Source organism: Enterobacter sp. 22499, assembly GCF_052044815.1.
GTDB classification, from domain to species: Bacteria; Pseudomonadota; Gammaproteobacteria; order Enterobacterales; family Enterobacteriaceae; genus Enterobacter; species Enterobacter bugandensis.
This window is the reverse complement of record NZ_JBQENR010000001.1, coordinates 1,190,473-1,206,029: the sequence shown is the minus strand read 5'-3', so window position 1 is coordinate 1,206,029 and position 15,557 is coordinate 1,190,473. Positions and strand designations below refer to the sequence as shown.

Below are 15,557 nucleotides of genomic sequence, written 5' to 3'. Positions count from 1 at the left end.
AAATGAAAAACCACGCCCTGGGACGTGGTTCAGAATCAAATAACGTCGATTTCGTCGACAGAGGGGTAAATCCAGCTAGGTCGGAAGGGCATCGTATCGATGTCATCAAGCTGCGAGACGCCAGAAAGTACCAGGATGGTTTCAAGCCCTGCCTGGAAGCCAGCCAGAATATCGGTGCGCAGGTTGTCGCCAACAATGACGGTTTCTTCTGAGTGTGCCTGCATCGTATTCAGCGCGGCGCGGATGATCCACGGGCTCGGTTTGCCGACAACAAAAGGCTTACGGCCCGAGATTTTTTCAATACCGGCGCACAGCGCGCCGCAGGCCGGATAGAAACCACGGCCGTGCGTATCCGGGTTGGTGGCAATAAAACGCGCACCATTGGCGACAAAGTAGGCTGCTTTATGCATCATCTCCCAGTTAAAGGAGCGCGTTTCACCCACGATCACAAAGTCCGGGTTCACATCGGTAATGGTAAAGCCTGCTTTATACAGCTCGTGGATCAGCGCGCCTTCACCGACCACGTAGGCTTTTTTCCCTTCCTGACGCTTCAGGAAATCCGCCGTTGCCATTGCGGAGGTATAAAACACGCTGTCCGGCACGTCGACGCCTGCGGTGGCAAAGCGGTTCGCCAGATCCTGACCGGTTTGGGAAGGGTAGTTCGTGAGTAGAACCAATGGCATTCCTTTGTCGATGATGCGGTGAAGAAACTCCGCAGCACCCGGCACGGCAACGTTGTCGTGCATCAGCACGCCGTCGATATCACAAATTACATTCTTAATGGTCATGGACATTCCGACATCAAAAAAAGAAGGCGTTACTATAAGGTCCGATCAGGATTCCAGCAAATGCTGGAGCAGGATCCCGTTGAGCATGGCGCGCTTGACCAGCGCAAACGCGCCAATCGCCGAGCGATGGTCAAGCTTCGAACGAACCACCGGGAGGTTCTGTCGGAATGCTTTCAGCGCCTGGGTGTTGATACAGCCTTCGATGGCGGGCAGCAGCACCTTTTCCGCTTCAACAATCTCTCCGGCGATCACCACTTTCTGCGGGTTAAACAGGTTAATGGCGATGGCGATGGTTTTCCCCAGATGGCGACCTACCTGCTCGATCACCTCACAGGCCAGCGCGTCGCCTTTATTGGCGGCTTTGCAGATGGTGCCTATCTTGCATTCGTCCAGCGTGACGCGGCTTTGATAACCCTGCTCAAGCAGGTGGCGAACGCGCTGCTCGATGGCCGTGTTGGCGGCGATGGTTTCAAGGCAGCCGAAGTTGCCGCAGTGGCAGCGTTCGCCGAGCGGTTCAACCTGGATGTGGCCGATCTCGCCAACGTTACCGTTACGACCAATAAAAATACGGCCATTGGAGATAATGCCTGCGCCCGTACCGCGGTGTACGCGCACCAGAATAGAGTCTTCACAGTCCTGACTCGCACCAAAGTAGTGCTCAGCCAGCGCTAAAGATCGAATATCGTGGCCGACAAAGCAGGTCACCTTAAAGCGTTTTTCCAGCGCGTCGACCAGCGCCCAGTTCTCAACCTGAATATGCGGCATGTATCGGATCACACCGCTTTCCGGGTCGACCAGGCCCGGCAGAATGACGGAGATGGCGATCAGTTCGCGGATCTTGCGCTGACAGCTTTCAATAAAGTGCGCGATAGTATTCAGCAGCGCGTGTTCCAGCGTCTCCTGGGTGCGCTCGGGCAGTGGGTAGTGCTCTTCCGCAATGGCTTTGCTGCTCAAATCGTACAGCGTGAGCGTGGTGTCATGACGACCAAGCCGGACGCCAATGGCCTGAAAGTTGCGGGTTTCGGTAATGATGGAGATGGCGCGGCGGCCCCCGGTGGAGGCCTGCTGATCGACTTCTTTGATCAAACCGCGCTCAATAAGCTGGCGGGTAATTTTTGTCACGCTGGCGGGAGCAAGCTGGCTTTGTTCGGCTATCTGGATCCGCGAGATTGGACCATGTTGGTCAATCAGGCGATAAACCGCCGCACTGTTAAGTTGTTTAACGAGATCGACATTACCGATTTGAGCTTGTCCGCCTGGTGTCATACTTTTACTTACTCAGTGACGACCTCGTTACCATTAACGATGGTCTTAATAATTTTATAATCGTGTGTGAATGCCGTCAGGTTTGCAACCATACCTGGTGCAATTCCGCCGAGCTGTTTATCCACGCCGATGGCGCGAGCCGGATAAAGGGTGGCCATACGCAGGACTTCATCAAGCGCAATCCCACAATGCTCCACCAGGTTACGCACCCCTTCAATCATGGTCAAAGAGGAGCCACTCAGCGTACCGTTTTCATCCACACACAGTCCATTGCGGTAGTATATTGTTTTACCAGCAAAAATGAACTGCTCAATATTTGCACCTGCTGGCGCGGTGGCATCGGTGACCAGGCAGAGCTTGTCACCTTTCAGCCGTTTGGCGTTGCGAATGTTGGTGTAATCAACGTGCATGCCATCAGCGATAATGCCGCAGTAGACGTCTGGTTCGTCGAGAATCGCCCCGACCAGACCCGGTTCACGGCCGGTAATATACGGCATGGCGTTGTAAAGGTGGGTCGCAAAGATAATGCCGGCACGGAAGCCCGCTTTGGCTTCTTTCAGTGTGGCGTTTGAGTGGCCTGCTGAAACCACAATCCCGGCGGCAGCCAGTTTGCTGATGACCTCAGTACCGGTCATTTCAGGCGCCAGCGTCACTTTAGCGATCACATCAGCATTGGCACACATGTAGTCGACCAGTTCAGCATCCGGCTTGCGCACGTAATCCGGGTTATGCGTGCCTTTTTTCACTATGTTCAGCCATGGCCCTTCCAGATGCAGACCCAGCGCCTGGTTCGGGTGTTTGGCCAGGTATTCGCGCATCACGCGGATACCCTGTTTCATCAGGTCATCACTGCTGGTGATGAGCGTCGGCAGATAGCTGGTGCAGCCTGATTTCTCGTTAGCTTTCTGCATGATTTCCAGCGTTTCAACCGTCACCGCCTCGGCGGTGTCATTGAACTGCACACCGCCGCAGCCGTTAAGCTGTACGTCGATGAAACCGGGGGAGATTACTGCTCCATTGAGTGAGCGCTGTTCTATCTCCGGCGGCAGTTCCGCCAGCGGGCAAACACGTTCAATCAGGCCATTGGCGATAACAATCGCATGGTCATCCAGAATTTCATGGCCGGTATAAATCCGACCGTGGGTTAAAGCGTACATATCGACCCCCGGTTAAAAAAAGCGACCGCCTCTGACAGAAGAGGCGGTTATTCAATTACAGACCTTTGATGTTCTCAGCTTCTAACTCGTTGAAGTATTTCAGCGTTTTCACCTTCAGCTCCATCGTGGACGGTTCGTCGCAGACGATGACTGATTTTGGATGCAGCTGCAGGCAGCTGATGGTCCACATGTGGTTAACGTTGCCTTCAACGGCTGCCTGGAGCGCCTGCGCTTTCACGCCGCCCAGTACCAGAATCATCACCTCTTCGGCATCCAGCAGGGTGCCTACGCCAACGGTCAGGGCGTATTTTGGAACCTGGTTCACGTCACCGTCAAAGAAGCGGGAGTTTGCCACGCGGGTGTCATGGGTCAGCGTTTTAATACGGGTACGGGAAGCCAGAGAAGAAGCTGGTTCGTTGAACGCGATATGACCATCGTTGCCCACGCCACCCATGAACAGGTGGATTTTACCGTAAGAACGGATTTTTTCTTCGTACTGACGGCATTCTGCGTCAATATCAGGCGCATTTCCATTCAGCAGGTTAATATTTTCAGCTGGGATATCAACGTGATCAAAGAAATTGCGGTGCATGAAGCTATGGTAGCTTTCAGGATGCTCCTTTGGCAGGCCGACATATTCGTCCATGTTGAAGGTCACAACGTGTTTAAAGCTAACCTGGCCCGCTTTATGCATTTCAACCAGCGCTTTGTACGCGGTCAGTGGGGTACCACCCGTTGGAAGGCCAAGAACGAAGGGACGATCGGCAGTAGGCTTGAAGGCATTAATACGGTTAACGATATGGCGAGCGGCCCATTTACCGACTTGTTCAGCAGTTGCCAGGGGAATCAGTCTCATTGTTCACCTCAAAGTTTAAGTAGAAGAGTGGGCGGATGGGTATCGGAACCTGATGCTTAAGCGTAACCTGGAACCTTTCAGGCCGGATCAATCCGTCTTGATTTTTTGAATGATAAAATAAGTTTTGGCTGTTAGCCAGTGAAAGGGAGGGAGGAATACGATATTTGGTGACAAAAATCACAAAAAATAGGTGTTTAATTTGCGATACGAATTAATTTTTCACACACTCAGACTGCCAGTGAATCATCAACTGTATCTATCGTTCGTGACACAATAAAAACATAGTTTATGCGCGAGTCTTAATAATGGGTCTCGTAGGGGGAATAGGATGAATATTTTAGGTTTTTTCCAGCGCCTCGGTAGGGCTTTGCAGCTCCCTATCGCCGTGCTACCGGTTGCAGCGTTGCTGCTGCGATTCGGGCAACCCGATCTTCTTAACGTGCCGTTTATTGCCCAGGCAGGCGGCGCCATTTTTGACAACCTTGCGCTGATCTTCGCCATCGGCGTGGCGTCAAGCTGGTCAAAAGACAGCGCCGGTGCTGCGGCACTGGCAGGGGCGGTAGGTTACTTCATCCTCACGAAAGCGATGGTAACCATCAACCCGGAAATCAACATGGGTGTACTGGCGGGTATCATTACCGGTCTGGTCGGTGGTGCCGTGTACAACCGCTGGGCGGGTATCAAACTGCCTGACTTCCTGAGCTTCTTCGGCGGTAAACGTTTTGTGCCAATTGCGACGGGCTTTTTCTGTCTGATCCTGGCAGCTATCTTTGGCTACGTCTGGCCGCCGGTGCAGCATGCTATCCATGCGGGCGGCGAGTGGATTGTTTCTGCGGGTGCAGTGGGCTCAGGTATCTTTGGCTTTATCAACCGTCTGCTGATCCCAACCGGTCTGCATCAGGTGCTGAACACCATCGCCTGGTTCCAGATTGGTGAGTTCACCAATGCTGCGGGCACCGTATTCCACGGCGACATCAACCGCTTCTATGCGGGTGACGGCACCGCGGGTATGTTCATGTCTGGCTTCTTCCCAATCATGATGTTTGGTCTGCCGGGCGCTGCACTGGCAATGTACCTGGCTGCGCCAAAAGCGCGTCGCCCAATGGTTGGCGGCATGCTGCTGTCCGTTGCGATTACCGCGTTCCTGACCGGTGTAACCGAGCCGCTGGAATTCCTGTTCATGTTCCTGGCGCCGGTGCTGTACCTCATGCATGCGGTGCTTACCGGTATCAGCCTGTTTGTGGCGACCCTGCTGGGCATCCATGCTGGCTTCTCCTTCTCTGCAGGCGCGATCGACTACGTGTTGATGTACAACCTGCCGGCGGCAAGCAAGAACGTCTGGATGCTGGTGGTAATGGGTCTGGTCTTCTTCGTCATCTACTTCGTGCTGTTCACTGCGGTTATTCGTATGTTTAACCTCAAAACACCAGGCCGCGAAGATACCAAAGACGAAGTGGTCACCAACGAAGCCAACAGCAATACCGAAGAGGGGCTGACTCAGCTGGCGACCAGCTATATCGCTGCCGTCGGTGGGACTGACAACCTGAAAGCGATTGATGCCTGTATCACCCGTCTGCGTCTGACGGTGGGTGACTCGGCGCGCGTAAGCGACGCAATGTGTAAACGCCTTGGTGCATCGGGCGTGGTTAAACTGAACAAACAAACTATCCAGGTTATCGTAGGCGCCAAAGCGGAATCCATTGGCGACGAAATGAAGAAAGTGGTTGCCCGTGGCCCGGTCGCGGCGGCATCAGCCGACAGCGCACCTGCGTCGACGGCTGCCCCGGTAGCGAAGCCGCAGGCCGTGCCTAACGCCGTGACGGTGGCCGCGCTGGTCTCTCCGGTAACGGGTGACGTGGTTGACCTTGAGCAGGTGCCTGACGAAGCGTTCGCCAGCAAAGCGGTCGGTGACGGCGTGGCGGTGAAACCAACGGACAAAACCGTTGTGTCTCCGGCGGCAGGCACCATCGTGAAAATCTTCAACACCAACCATGCGTTCTGCCTCGAAACCGAAAAAGGCGCGGAGATCGTTGTCCATATGGGGATCGATACCGTAGCGCTGAACGGTCAGGGCTTTACTCGCCTGGTGGAAGAGGGGGCCGAAGTGGTGGCAGGTCAGCCGATTCTGGAAATGGATCTGGACTTCCTGAACGCCAACGCGCGCTCGATGATTAGTCCGGTCGTGTGCAGCAACATCGACGACTTTAGCGGTCTGGTACTCCAGGCTAAAGGTCAGGTGGTTGCGGGTCAGACACCGCTGTATGAGATTAAAGGCAAGTAATCGCTCCTGAGTAGAGTCATGCCTTAAGCGGCGGGGGATATCCTCCGCCGCTTTTTTTTGCAGCAAACGCCCCCATTATTTTCATCTGATACGTATTTTCCGTAACTAAGGGTTGTCACTACGTCCGGCTTATAAGATCATACGCCGTTATACGTTGTTTACGCTTTGAGGAATCCACGATGAGTGAGGCAGAAGCCCGCCCGAGTAACTTTATTCGTCAGATCATCGATGAAGATCTGGCCAGTGGTAAGCACACCACGGTACATACGCGTTTCCCGCCGGAGCCGAACGGCTACCTGCACATTGGTCACGCGAAATCGATCTGCCTGAACTTTGGCATTGCGCAAGACTACCAGGGGCAGTGCAACCTGCGTTTCGATGACACCAACCCAGTAAAAGAAGACATCGAATACGTTGAGTCCATTAAAAACGACGTGCAATGGCTGGGCTTCAACTGGTCTGGCGATATCTGCTACTCCTCTGACTATTTTGATCAGCTGTATGCCTACGCGGTGGAGCTGATCAACAAAGGTCTGGCATACGTTGACGAGCTGTCTGCGGACGAAATCCGCGAGTATCGCGGTACGCTGACTGCACCAGGCAAAAACAGCCCGTTCCGCGATCGCAGCGTGGAAGAGAACCTGGCGCTGTTTGAAAAAATGCGTGCCGGTGGCTTCGAAGAAGGTAAAGCGTGCCTGCGTGCCAAAATCGATATGGCGTCGCCGTTTATCGTGATGCGCGATCCGGTGCTGTACCGCATTAAGTTCGCAGAACACCACCAGACCGGCAACAAGTGGTGCATCTACCCGATGTACGACTTCACCCACTGCATCAGCGATGCGCTGGAAGGCATCACCCACTCGCTGTGTACGCTGGAGTTCCAGGATAACCGTCGTCTGTACGACTGGGTGCTGGATAACATCACCATTCCTGTGCATCCGCGTCAGTACGAGTTCTCTCGTCTGAATCTGGAATACACCGTGATGTCCAAGCGTAAGCTGAACCTGCTGGTGACCGACAAGCACGTTGAAGGCTGGGACGACCCGCGCATGCCGACCATCTCCGGCCTGCGTCGTCGTGGTTACACTGCCGCTTCTATTCGTGAGTTCTGCAAACGTATCGGCGTGACCAAGCAGGACAACACCATCGAAATGGCGTCTCTGGAATCCTGCATTCGTGAAGATCTTAACGAAAACGCCCCGCGCGCGATGGCTGTTATCGATCCGGTGAAACTGGTTATTGAAAATTACCCGCAGGGTGGAAGCGAGCTGGTCTCTATGCCTAACCATCCGAATAAACCGGAAATGGGAAGCCGCGACGTGCCGTTCAGCGGTGAGATCTGGATCGACCGTGCTGACTTCCGTGAAGAAGCCAATAAGCAGTACAAGCGTCTGGTGTTGGGTAAAGAAGTTCGTCTGCGTAACGCCTACGTCATCAAAGCCGAGCGCGTAGAGAAGGATGCTGAAGGTAACATTACCACCATCTTCTGTTCGTACGATGCTGAGACGCTGAGCAAAGATCCGGCAGACGGCCGCAAGGTGAAAGGCGTGATCCACTGGGTGAGCGCTTCCCACGCGCTGCCGGTAGAAATTCGTCTGTACGATCGTCTGTTCAGCGTGCCTAACCCGGGTGCGGCTGAAGACTTCCTGGCGACCATCAACCCGGAATCTCTGGTGATCAAGCAAGGTTATGCGGAGCCATCGCTGAAAGCCGCTGAAGCGGGCAAAGCGTTCCAGTTCGAGCGTGAAGGTTACTTCTGCCTGGACAGCCGTTACAGCACGGCAGAAAAACCGGTATTTAACCGTACCGTAGGTCTGCGTGATACCTGGACCAAGATCGGCGAATAATAACGCTGCACTGGTCAATGAGAAACAAACGCCGCTTATAGCGGCGTTTTTTTATTTAATGATCATATCGTTAAAGTAGGCCCGTAATTAGGCCAGCTAAAATTTTTGGTCAATGCGGTGCTACTTATTTTTCTAAAAAAAGTTTGTCTGTTTCATAAAAATGAGAATTAAGACAAATACGGGTTTTATTACGATCTAATACGCCGAAATTACCTGCTCTACCCCCGCCACACCTCGCATTCGGCCAAATGTTACAAAGCACTACCAATTATGTGCACTTCGTCATAATCCTGACTTTTGCCCACTGAAAAGCATTGATAATTCGCGTCGCGAAAAATAACCTAAAGACGGTAGTTAATTCGAGGGTATTTATAACTACCCCTGGCCTTTTGGTCTTTTATATTTTCGCCGTTTAAGGCGTTTTAATTCGTCAAAGAGGAATAATCTATGCGTACGTTCAGTGGCAAACGTAGTGCGCTGGCGCTGGCTATTGCCGGTGTGACAGCAATGTCGGGCCTGGTGGTGACACCAGAGGCAAAAGCAGCAGGTTTCATCGAAGATTCTACCCTCACTGGCGGTATTTATTACTGGCAGCGTGAACGTGACCGTAAAGATGTCACAGAAGATAAATACAAAACCAACCTCTCTCACTCCACCTGGAACGCCAACCTGGACTTCCAGTCAGGCTACGCCGCCGATATGTTCGGTCTGGATATTGCCGCGTTTACGGCGATTGAAATGGCTGAAAATGGCGACAGCGGCCACCCGAACGAAATTGCCTTCTCCTCCAGCAATAAAGCCTATGACGAAGACTGGTCAGGGGATAAAAGCGGTATCAGCCTTTATAAGGCCGCAGCGAAATTCAAATACGGCCCGGTATGGGCGCGTGGGGGCTATATTCAGCCAACCGGCCAGACGCTGTTAGCACCGCACTGGAGCTTTATGCCTGGTACCTATCAGGGGGCAGAAGCCGGGGCTAACTTTGACTATGGTGATGCAGGTGCGTTGAGCTTCTCCTATATGTGGACCAACGAGTACAAAGCGCCGTGGCACATTGAGATGGACAAGTTCTACCAGAACGATAAGAAAACCAAAGTCGATTACCTCCACTCGCTGGGCGCGAAGTACGATTTCAAAAACGATCTGGTTCTGGAAGCTGCATTTGGTCAGGCGGAAGGCTATATCGATCAGTATTTTGCTAAAGCCAGCTACAAATTTGATATCGCCGGTAGTCCGCTGAGCACCAGCTACCAGTTCTACGGTACGCGCGATAAGGTCAGCGATGGCAGCGTAAATGACATTTATAACGGTACCGCGTGGCTGCAGGCGTTAACCTTCGGCTACAAGGTTGGCCAGGTTGATTTGCGCCTGGAAGGGACATGGGTGAAGGCGGAAGGGCAGCAGGGCTACTTCCTGCAGCGTATGACGCCGACCTATGCCTCATCCAACGGTCGTCTGGATATCTGGTGGGATAACCGCTCAGACTTCAACGCCGACGGCGAGAAAGCGGTCTTCTTCGGCGCCATGTATGACCTGAAAAACTGGAACCTGCCGGGCTGGGCGGTGGGCGCTTCTTACGCTTACGCCTGGGATGCAAAACCAGCAGACATGGCGACGCCGGATGCGTACTACGATCCAAACTATCGCCTGAAAGAGTCCTCCTACAGCCTGGATGCTATCTACACCCTGCAGGATGGCCGCGCGAAAGGCACGATGTTCAAGCTGCACTTTACGCAGTATGACAACCACTCCGATATCCCAAGCTATGCGGGCGGTTACGGCAACATCTTCCAGGATGAACGTGACGTCAAATTCATGGTTATCGCCCCATTCACCATCTTCTGATGAGCACACCGGCGGGCTGAGTCCCGCCGGTCTGGAGACTGCATATGATGAAAAAAATCGTAATCGTCGCGCTGATGGCATCAGGGCTGGTGGCGTGTGTTCAGACTCAGGCGCCGAAAGAGGACGCCCGTCTGAAGGAGGCGTATAGCGCCTGTATTAATACCGCGGAAGGATCGCCTGAGAAAATTGAAGCCTGCCAGAGCGTGCTAAATGTGTTAAAGAAAGAGAAAGCGCATGAGGCGTTCGCGACGCAGGAGAATGTTCGCGTGATGGATTATCAGGCCTGCATTCAGGCACGTAAAACCGGTAACGATCAGGAAGTGGCGAAGCGTTGCGATAAAATCTGGAACGAGATACGCAATAACAACAAATAAGTTGCTCTACGCCCGGTGCACTTTGCTTACCGGGCTTTTTTCAGGCAAAAAAAAGCCAACCTTACGGCTGGCTCAGAGTATGAACGCTAACTTATTTTGTGTCGTGAGCGTGTTCATTCTCGCGGCAATCCCCTTCAGCGCAGTGACCGTAAAGGTACAGGCTGTGGTTGGTCAGGCGAATGCCATGACGAGCTGCGATTTCACGCTGACGCGCTTCGATGGAATCATCGCTAAATTCAATGACCTTGCCGCAATCGAGGCAGATCAGGTGATCGTGGTGATGCTGCTGGGTCAGTTCGAATACAGATTTACCGCCTTCGAAATTATGACGGGTAACAATGCCCGCGTCATCAAACTGGTTCAGCACGCGATATACGGTGGCCAGCCCAATCTCTTCACCCATGTCGATAAGACGTTTATAAAGGTCTTCCGCACTGACATGGTGATTGTCTGGACCCTGAAGCACTTCCAGGATTTTTAACCGAGGAAGCGTTACTTTCAGGCCAGCCTTCTTTAATGCGGTGTTGTTGTCAGTCATGCGGAATCTGTCCTGTTGCTAAACGATTCACTTCTCTGGGAAGTGACAGAAAATGCACCTGGGATAATGCGTCTCATTATAGAACTGCCATGCCTAAATGAAAACTGCAAGTCTCAGGCAAAGTATGCTTATAAAAACGTGGTATCACCTACAAACTTGCTCAAAGGAAACCACATTTTGCCAGGGAGACATTGTACAGGTCTGGGCGAAAAAGTTAAAAGTTTGTAGCAATTAATTTAATCGGTTTTACCTGGAAAAGGGCGCAACCCGCGTTGCGCCGTAAAAAATCAGGCGTTGAGAATATCGTCCAGATGCAGTTCTTCGCGGATCTGCTTAACCCACTTCTCTACACGCTCTGCGGTCAGTTCTGGCTGACGGTCTTCGTCAATGGCAAGTCCGACAAAATGATCGTCATCGGCCAGGCCTTTAGAGGCTTCGAAGTGGTAACCGGCAGTCGGCCAGTGGCCCACAATAACCGCGCCATTAGGCTCAATGATGTCGCGAATCGTCCCCAGCGCATCACAGAAGTACTCGGCGTAATCTTCCTGATCGCCACAACCGAACAGGGCAACCAGCTTGCCGTTGAAGTCCACCTCTTCCAGCGTCGGGAAGAAATCGTCCCAGTCGCACTGGGCTTCACCATAGTACCAGGTTGGAATACCCAGCAGCAGAATGTCATAGCCCTCGAGATCTTCTTTGCTGCTCTTGGCGATGTCATGCACATCAGCAACGTCTTTACCGAGCTGTTTCTGAATGTTTTTTGCGATATTTTCGGTATTGCCGGTATCACTGCCGAAGAAAATGCCGATGATTGCCATGAGTAAAATAACCTCTTGAAACTTAATGGTATGGTGGCGCAATTCGGCCACGGATAAGGGCAATAATAGCAGAACTGGCAACCCTGCGGAAACCGCTATCGCGCAGGACTGCACTCTGTGCTACATGAAAAGGGCGATAAAGGGGTTTTTCAGACTTATGCCTGGCTGCGCAGCGTCTCAAGTTGGGCGATGAGCATCTCTTCAATAAGCTCGCTGCGGCTGATGTTACGCGCCTCTGCCAGCTCGTTAAGCGCATCGACCGCGTCGGCGTTGAGCTTCAGTTCGACACGCTTAAGCCCACGATTTTTATCGCGTTTAAGCTGATTGCGTTTATTGATACGCAGCTGTTCATCGCGCGAAAGCGGATTCGTTTTCGGTCGTCCCGGTCGACGCTCATTCGCGAACAGATCTAGTGTCGTACGGTCCGTTTGTTCTTTGGCCATGATTATGAGACTTCGGGGGAAACACGCCGCCCTGCTAAAGCCCGGGCGATAAGCGCGCCATCATACATCACCAAAAACGGCACGCCAACGACTGGAAGCCCGTCATCTTCCAGTCGCTCTCTTTTTAATCAATTTGCAGTATCAGCGAGATAGCGGCGAATGGCGCGCAGTACAGCATCAGGTTTTTCCGCATGCACCCAGTGTCCGGCACCGGCAATGACGTGGGCGCGCGCCTGCGGGAATTGTGCCAGCAGCGTGTCGCGGTACGCGTCGGTAATATAAGGAGAGTTACCGCCGCGAATAAAGAGGGCAGGGTGTGGCCAGGTGGGAACGGTTTCCCAGCCCACGATGTTGTTGTACTGATCCCACAGCACCGGCACGTTAAAACGCCACTGCCCGTCAACAAACGACTTCAAAAGGAACTGCACCACGCCTTCTTCATCAAGATGCTCACGCATAACCGCTGCCGCCTGCTGACGAGTGGAAACGCCAGCTTCGGTTACGGCATTGATCGCCGCGAAAATCTCATCGTGACGGCGAACGTCGTAATCCACAGGCGCAACGTCAATCACGACAAGCCCGGAAATTCGCTCTGCCGCCAGCGCGGTGAGCGCCATAACCGCTTTACCGCCCATTGAATGCCCGATGAGGGTCACCTTCTGCAGGTTGTGCGCGTCCAGCGTATCCAGCAGATCCTGCGCCATTGCCGCATAGGTCATCTCGTCTGAGCGACCGGAAAGCCCGTGGTTGCGCATATCGACCTGTAAAATATCGTGATCGGTAACCAAATCGCGGGCCAGCACGCCCAGGTTATCCAGGCTGCCAAAAAGTCCATGAACCAGCACGATGGGGGAATTATTGTTCGGCGATTGTGCAGTTTGCGCTCGGGTATTCAATTTCATGGCAAAGTTCTTTTTTTACGTATGTCAGGTTAGGGTATCATGTTGACCATTCTGCCGCCCGGCTGCAAGGTTCCAGTTTAATCTGACTTTTGCCGCCAACCTGGTTTGACGCTATCCGCTGTTGGGATTTGACCTTATAATCCCAATGACTTGTATTCAGATAAGATATCGCACTGGATTAAGATGAAAACAATCGAAGTTGATGACGAACTCTATCAGTATATTGCCAGCCAGACGCGGCATATCGGGGAGAGCGCGTCCGACATTTTACGGCGCATGCTTAAAATTTCCGCCGCTTCACAGCCTGCCACCCCAGTTACCAAAGATGTCGTGTCTCAGCCGAGCGTTGCTGTACAAGCAAAACCTGCCGTGACGCCGGTAAAAGATAAAGTGCGCGCGATGCGCGAACTGCTGCTCTCCGACGAATATGCGGAGCAGAAAAAGGCGGTTAACCGTTTTATGCTGGTGCTGTCTACACTTTACTCCCTGGATAACAAAGCGTTTGCTGAAGCGACCGAGTCGCTGCACGGCCGTACCCGCGTCTATTTCGCGGGCGACGAGCAGACGCTGCTGCAAAATGGCAATCAAACCAAACCTAAACATGTCCCTGGCACTCCGTACTGGGTGATCACCAATACCAATACGGGCCGCAAGTGCAGCATGATTGAACACATCATGCAGTCCATGCAGTTCCCGGCGGAATTGATTGAAAAGGTTTGCGGTACAATTTAACCCTTGCATCATAAGGACCCGGTAATGGCAAATCACAGCCGTGCAGGCCAACCTGCACAACAAAGCGATTTGATTAACGTCGCTCAGCTGACCGCGCAGTATTACGTGCTGAAACCGGTCGTGGGCAACGCAGAACACGCAGTGAAGTTTGGTACATCTGGTCACCGCGGCAGCGCGGCGCGCCACAGCTTTAACGAACCGCACATTCTGGCCATTGCTCAGGCCATTGCGGAAGAGCGCGCTAAAAACGGCGTTACCGGTCCGTGCTACGTGGGCAAAGATACCCATGCGCTGTCTGAACCGGCGTTTATTTCCGTGCTGGAAGTGCTGGCGGCGAACGGTGTGGACGTGATTGTTCAGGAGAACAATGGGTTTACTCCAACACCGGCGGTATCAAACGCGATCCTTGTGCACAACAAAAAAGGTGGCGCGCAGGCTGACGGTATCGTCATTACGCCATCCCACAACCCGCCGGAAGACGGTGGTATCAAATACAACCCGCCTAACGGCGGCCCGGCTGACACTAACGTCACCAAAGTGGTGGAAGATCGTGCAAACGCGCTGCTGGCCGAAGGTCTGAAAGGCGTTAAACGTATTTCTCTTGATGAGGCGATGGCCTCCGGTCACGTGAAAGAGCAGGATCTGGTTCAGCCGTTTGTGGAAGGGCTGGCGGATATCGTCGATATGGCGGCGATTCAGAAAGCTGGCCTGAAGCTGGGCGTGGATCCGCTGGGCGGCTCCGGTATTGAGTACTGGAAGCGCATCGCCGAGCACTACAAGCTGGATCTGACCATCGTGAACGATCACGTCGATCAGACCTTCCGCTTTATGCACCTGGATAAAGACGGCGCGATCCGTATGGACTGCTCCTCCGAATGCGCGATGGCGGGCCTGCTGGCGCTGCGCGATAAATTCGACCTGGCGTTTGCTAACGACCCGGACTATGACCGTCACGGCATCGTCACCCCTGCCGGGCTGATGAACCCGAACCACTATCTGGCTGTTGCGATCAACTACCTGTTCCAGCACCGTCCGCAGTGGGGCAAAGAGGTGGCTGTCGGTAAAACGCTGGTCTCTTCTGCGATGATCGACCGCGTGGTGGACGCGCTGGGCCGCAAGCTGGTGGAAGTGCCGGTAGGCTTCAAGTGGTTCGTTGACGGTCTGCACGACGGCAGCTTTGGCTTCGGCGGCGAAGAGAGCGCAGGCGCGTCCTTCCTGCGTTTCGACGGCACCCCGTGGTCAACCGATAAAGACGGCATCATCATGTGCCTGCTGGCGGCGGAAATCACCGCGGTCACCGGTAAAAACCCGCAGGAACACTACAACGAGCTGGCTGCACGCTTTGGTGCACCAAGCTATAACCGTATTCAGGCTGGCGCGACCTCTGCGCAAAAAGCAGCTTTGTCCAAACTCTCTCCGGAGATGGTCAGCGCAAGCACCCTGGCAGGCGATCCGATCACCGCGCGTCTGACGGCGGCACCCGGTAACGGTGCGTCTATCGGCGGCCTGAAAGTGATGACCGAAAATGGCTGGTTCGCCGCGCGTCCGTCCGGTACGGAAGATGCGTACAAGATCTATTGCGAAAGCTTCCTCGGCGCTGAGCATCGCCAGCAGATTGAGAAAGAAGCGGTAGAGATTGTCAGCGAAGTGCTGAAAAACGCATAACTGCGGTTTGTCTGCCGGGCGGCACTGCGTTTGCCCGGCCTACAA

At 53.5% G+C, this 15,557-nt stretch carries 14 protein-coding genes; 6 read left to right on the top strand and 8 right to left on the bottom strand.

The genetic code is table 11. The features are described from left to right. Positions 1–35: 35 nt before the first annotated feature. The 4 genes from nagD to nagB are packed head-to-tail and all read right to left on the bottom strand — an operon-like array spanning position 36 to position 4,067. Positions 36–788: a ribonucleotide monophosphatase NagD gene (gene nagD / locus ACTJI7_RS05900; protein ID WP_028012353.1), complete on the bottom strand. Its 753-nt coding sequence runs from the start codon at positions 786–788 to the stop codon at positions 36–38. A 45-nt stretch (positions 789–833) separates the two neighbouring features. Continuing rightward, positions 834–2,054 (bottom strand): DNA-binding transcriptional regulator NagC, encoded by a 1,221-nt coding sequence (gene nagC, locus ACTJI7_RS05895; protein ID WP_048961127.1) that lies wholly within the window; start codon positions 2,052–2,054, stop codon positions 834–836. Positions 2,055–2,062: 8 nt separating this feature from the next. After that, the gene (gene nagA / locus ACTJI7_RS05890) at positions 2,063–3,211 is read right to left on the bottom strand and encodes an N-acetylglucosamine-6-phosphate deacetylase (protein WP_440669854.1); all 1,149 of its coding nucleotides are present in this window, start codon (positions 3,209–3,211) and stop codon (positions 2,063–2,065) included. 55 nt (positions 3,212–3,266) lie between these two features. Beyond that, positions 3,267–4,067, bottom strand: a complete 801-nt coding sequence (gene nagB / locus ACTJI7_RS05885; protein WP_028012356.1) for a glucosamine-6-phosphate deaminase — start codon at positions 4,065–4,067, stop codon at positions 3,267–3,269. Between the two features lie 328 nt (positions 4,068–4,395). Here nagB and nagE point away from each other — a divergent pair, with 328 nt between their 5' ends. From nagE to chiQ, 4 genes are all read left to right on the top strand, one after another. Further along, the gene (nagE, locus tag ACTJI7_RS05880; protein WP_028012357.1) at positions 4,396–6,348 is read left to right on the top strand and encodes a PTS N-acetyl glucosamine transporter subunit IIABC; all 1,953 of its coding nucleotides are present in this window, start codon (positions 4,396–4,398) and stop codon (positions 6,346–6,348) included. Between the two features lie 179 nt (positions 6,349–6,527). Continuing rightward, positions 6,528–8,195, top strand: a complete 1,668-nt coding sequence (gene glnS, locus ACTJI7_RS05875) for a glutamine--tRNA ligase (RefSeq protein WP_041910779.1) — start codon at positions 6,528–6,530, stop codon at positions 8,193–8,195. A 447-nt stretch (positions 8,196–8,642) separates the two neighbouring features. Then, positions 8,643–10,040: a chitoporin ChiP gene (gene chiP, locus ACTJI7_RS05870; RefSeq protein WP_028012359.1), complete on the top strand. Its 1,398-nt coding sequence runs from the start codon at positions 8,643–8,645 to the stop codon at positions 10,038–10,040. Positions 10,041–10,087: 47 nt separating this feature from the next. After that, entirely contained in the window at positions 10,088–10,414 is a 327-nt protein-coding gene (gene chiQ / locus ACTJI7_RS05865) for a ChiQ/YbfN family lipoprotein (RefSeq protein WP_028012360.1), read from the top strand. A gap of 91 nt (positions 10,415–10,505) precedes the next feature. On the opposite strand, the gene fur is transcribed toward chiQ, so the two are convergent. From fur to ybfF, 4 genes are all read right to left on the bottom strand, one after another. Further along, positions 10,506–10,952: a ferric iron uptake transcriptional regulator gene (gene fur, locus ACTJI7_RS05860; RefSeq protein WP_028012361.1), complete on the bottom strand. Its 447-nt coding sequence runs from the start codon at positions 10,950–10,952 to the stop codon at positions 10,506–10,508. A 287-nt stretch (positions 10,953–11,239) separates the two neighbouring features. Then, a complete protein-coding gene (fldA, locus tag ACTJI7_RS05855; protein ID WP_008501067.1) occupies positions 11,240–11,770 on the bottom strand; it encodes a flavodoxin FldA in 531 nt (176 codons plus the stop codon). 155 nt (positions 11,771–11,925) lie between these two features. Then, a complete protein-coding gene (ybfE, locus tag ACTJI7_RS05850; protein WP_014883017.1) occupies positions 11,926–12,213 on the bottom strand; it encodes a LexA regulated protein in 288 nt (95 codons plus the stop codon). 128 nt (positions 12,214–12,341) lie between these two features. After that, positions 12,342–13,115, bottom strand: a complete 774-nt coding sequence (gene ybfF, locus ACTJI7_RS05845; RefSeq protein ID WP_063154706.1) for an esterase — start codon at positions 13,113–13,115, stop codon at positions 12,342–12,344. A 183-nt stretch (positions 13,116–13,298) separates the two neighbouring features. Here ybfF and seqA point away from each other — a divergent pair, with 183 nt between their 5' ends. Continuing rightward, a complete protein-coding gene (gene seqA, locus ACTJI7_RS05840) occupies positions 13,299–13,847 on the top strand; it encodes a replication initiation negative regulator SeqA (protein WP_041910775.1) in 549 nt (182 codons plus the stop codon). A gap of 24 nt (positions 13,848–13,871) precedes the next feature. After that, positions 13,872–15,512: a phosphoglucomutase (alpha-D-glucose-1,6-bisphosphate-dependent) gene (gene pgm, locus ACTJI7_RS05835; RefSeq protein ID WP_193066804.1), complete on the top strand. Its 1,641-nt coding sequence runs from the start codon at positions 13,872–13,874 to the stop codon at positions 15,510–15,512. Positions 15,513–15,557 lie beyond the last annotated feature (45 nt).

What these genes read in the sequence shown, in the direction of transcription:
- nagD (WP_028012353.1), bottom strand. Translation starts at nt 788, where the DNA reads ATGACCATTAAGAATGTAATTTGTGATATCGACGGCGTGCTGATGCAC.
- nagC (WP_048961127.1), bottom strand. Translation starts at nt 2,054, where the DNA reads ATGACACCAGGCGGACAAGCTCAAATCGGTAATGTCGATCTCGTTAAA.
- nagA (WP_440669854.1), bottom strand. Translation starts at nt 3,211, where the DNA reads ATGTACGCTTTAACCCACGGTCGGATTTATACCGGCCATGAAATTCTG.
- nagB (WP_028012356.1), bottom strand. Translation starts at nt 4,067, where the DNA reads ATGAGACTGATTCCCCTGGCAACTGCTGAACAAGTCGGTAAATGGGCC.
- nagE (WP_028012357.1), top strand. Translation starts at nt 4,396, where the DNA reads ATGAATATTTTAGGTTTTTTCCAGCGCCTCGGTAGGGCTTTGCAGCTC.
- glnS (WP_041910779.1), top strand. Translation starts at nt 6,528, where the DNA reads ATGAGTGAGGCAGAAGCCCGCCCGAGTAACTTTATTCGTCAGATCATC.
- chiP (WP_028012359.1), top strand. Translation starts at nt 8,643, where the DNA reads ATGCGTACGTTCAGTGGCAAACGTAGTGCGCTGGCGCTGGCTATTGCC.
- chiQ (WP_028012360.1), top strand. Translation starts at nt 10,088, where the DNA reads ATGAAAAAAATCGTAATCGTCGCGCTGATGGCATCAGGGCTGGTGGCG.
- fur (WP_028012361.1), bottom strand. Translation starts at nt 10,952, where the DNA reads ATGACTGACAACAACACCGCATTAAAGAAGGCTGGCCTGAAAGTAACG.
- fldA (WP_008501067.1), bottom strand. Translation starts at nt 11,770, where the DNA reads ATGGCAATCATCGGCATTTTCTTCGGCAGTGATACCGGCAATACCGAA.
- ybfE (WP_014883017.1), bottom strand. Translation starts at nt 12,213, where the DNA reads ATGGCCAAAGAACAAACGGACCGTACGACACTAGATCTGTTCGCGAAT.
- ybfF (WP_063154706.1), bottom strand. Translation starts at nt 13,115, where the DNA reads ATGAAATTGAATACCCGAGCGCAAACTGCACAATCGCCGAACAATAAT.
- seqA (WP_041910775.1), top strand. Translation starts at nt 13,299, where the DNA reads ATGAAAACAATCGAAGTTGATGACGAACTCTATCAGTATATTGCCAGC.
- pgm (WP_193066804.1), top strand. Translation starts at nt 13,872, where the DNA reads ATGGCAAATCACAGCCGTGCAGGCCAACCTGCACAACAAAGCGATTTG.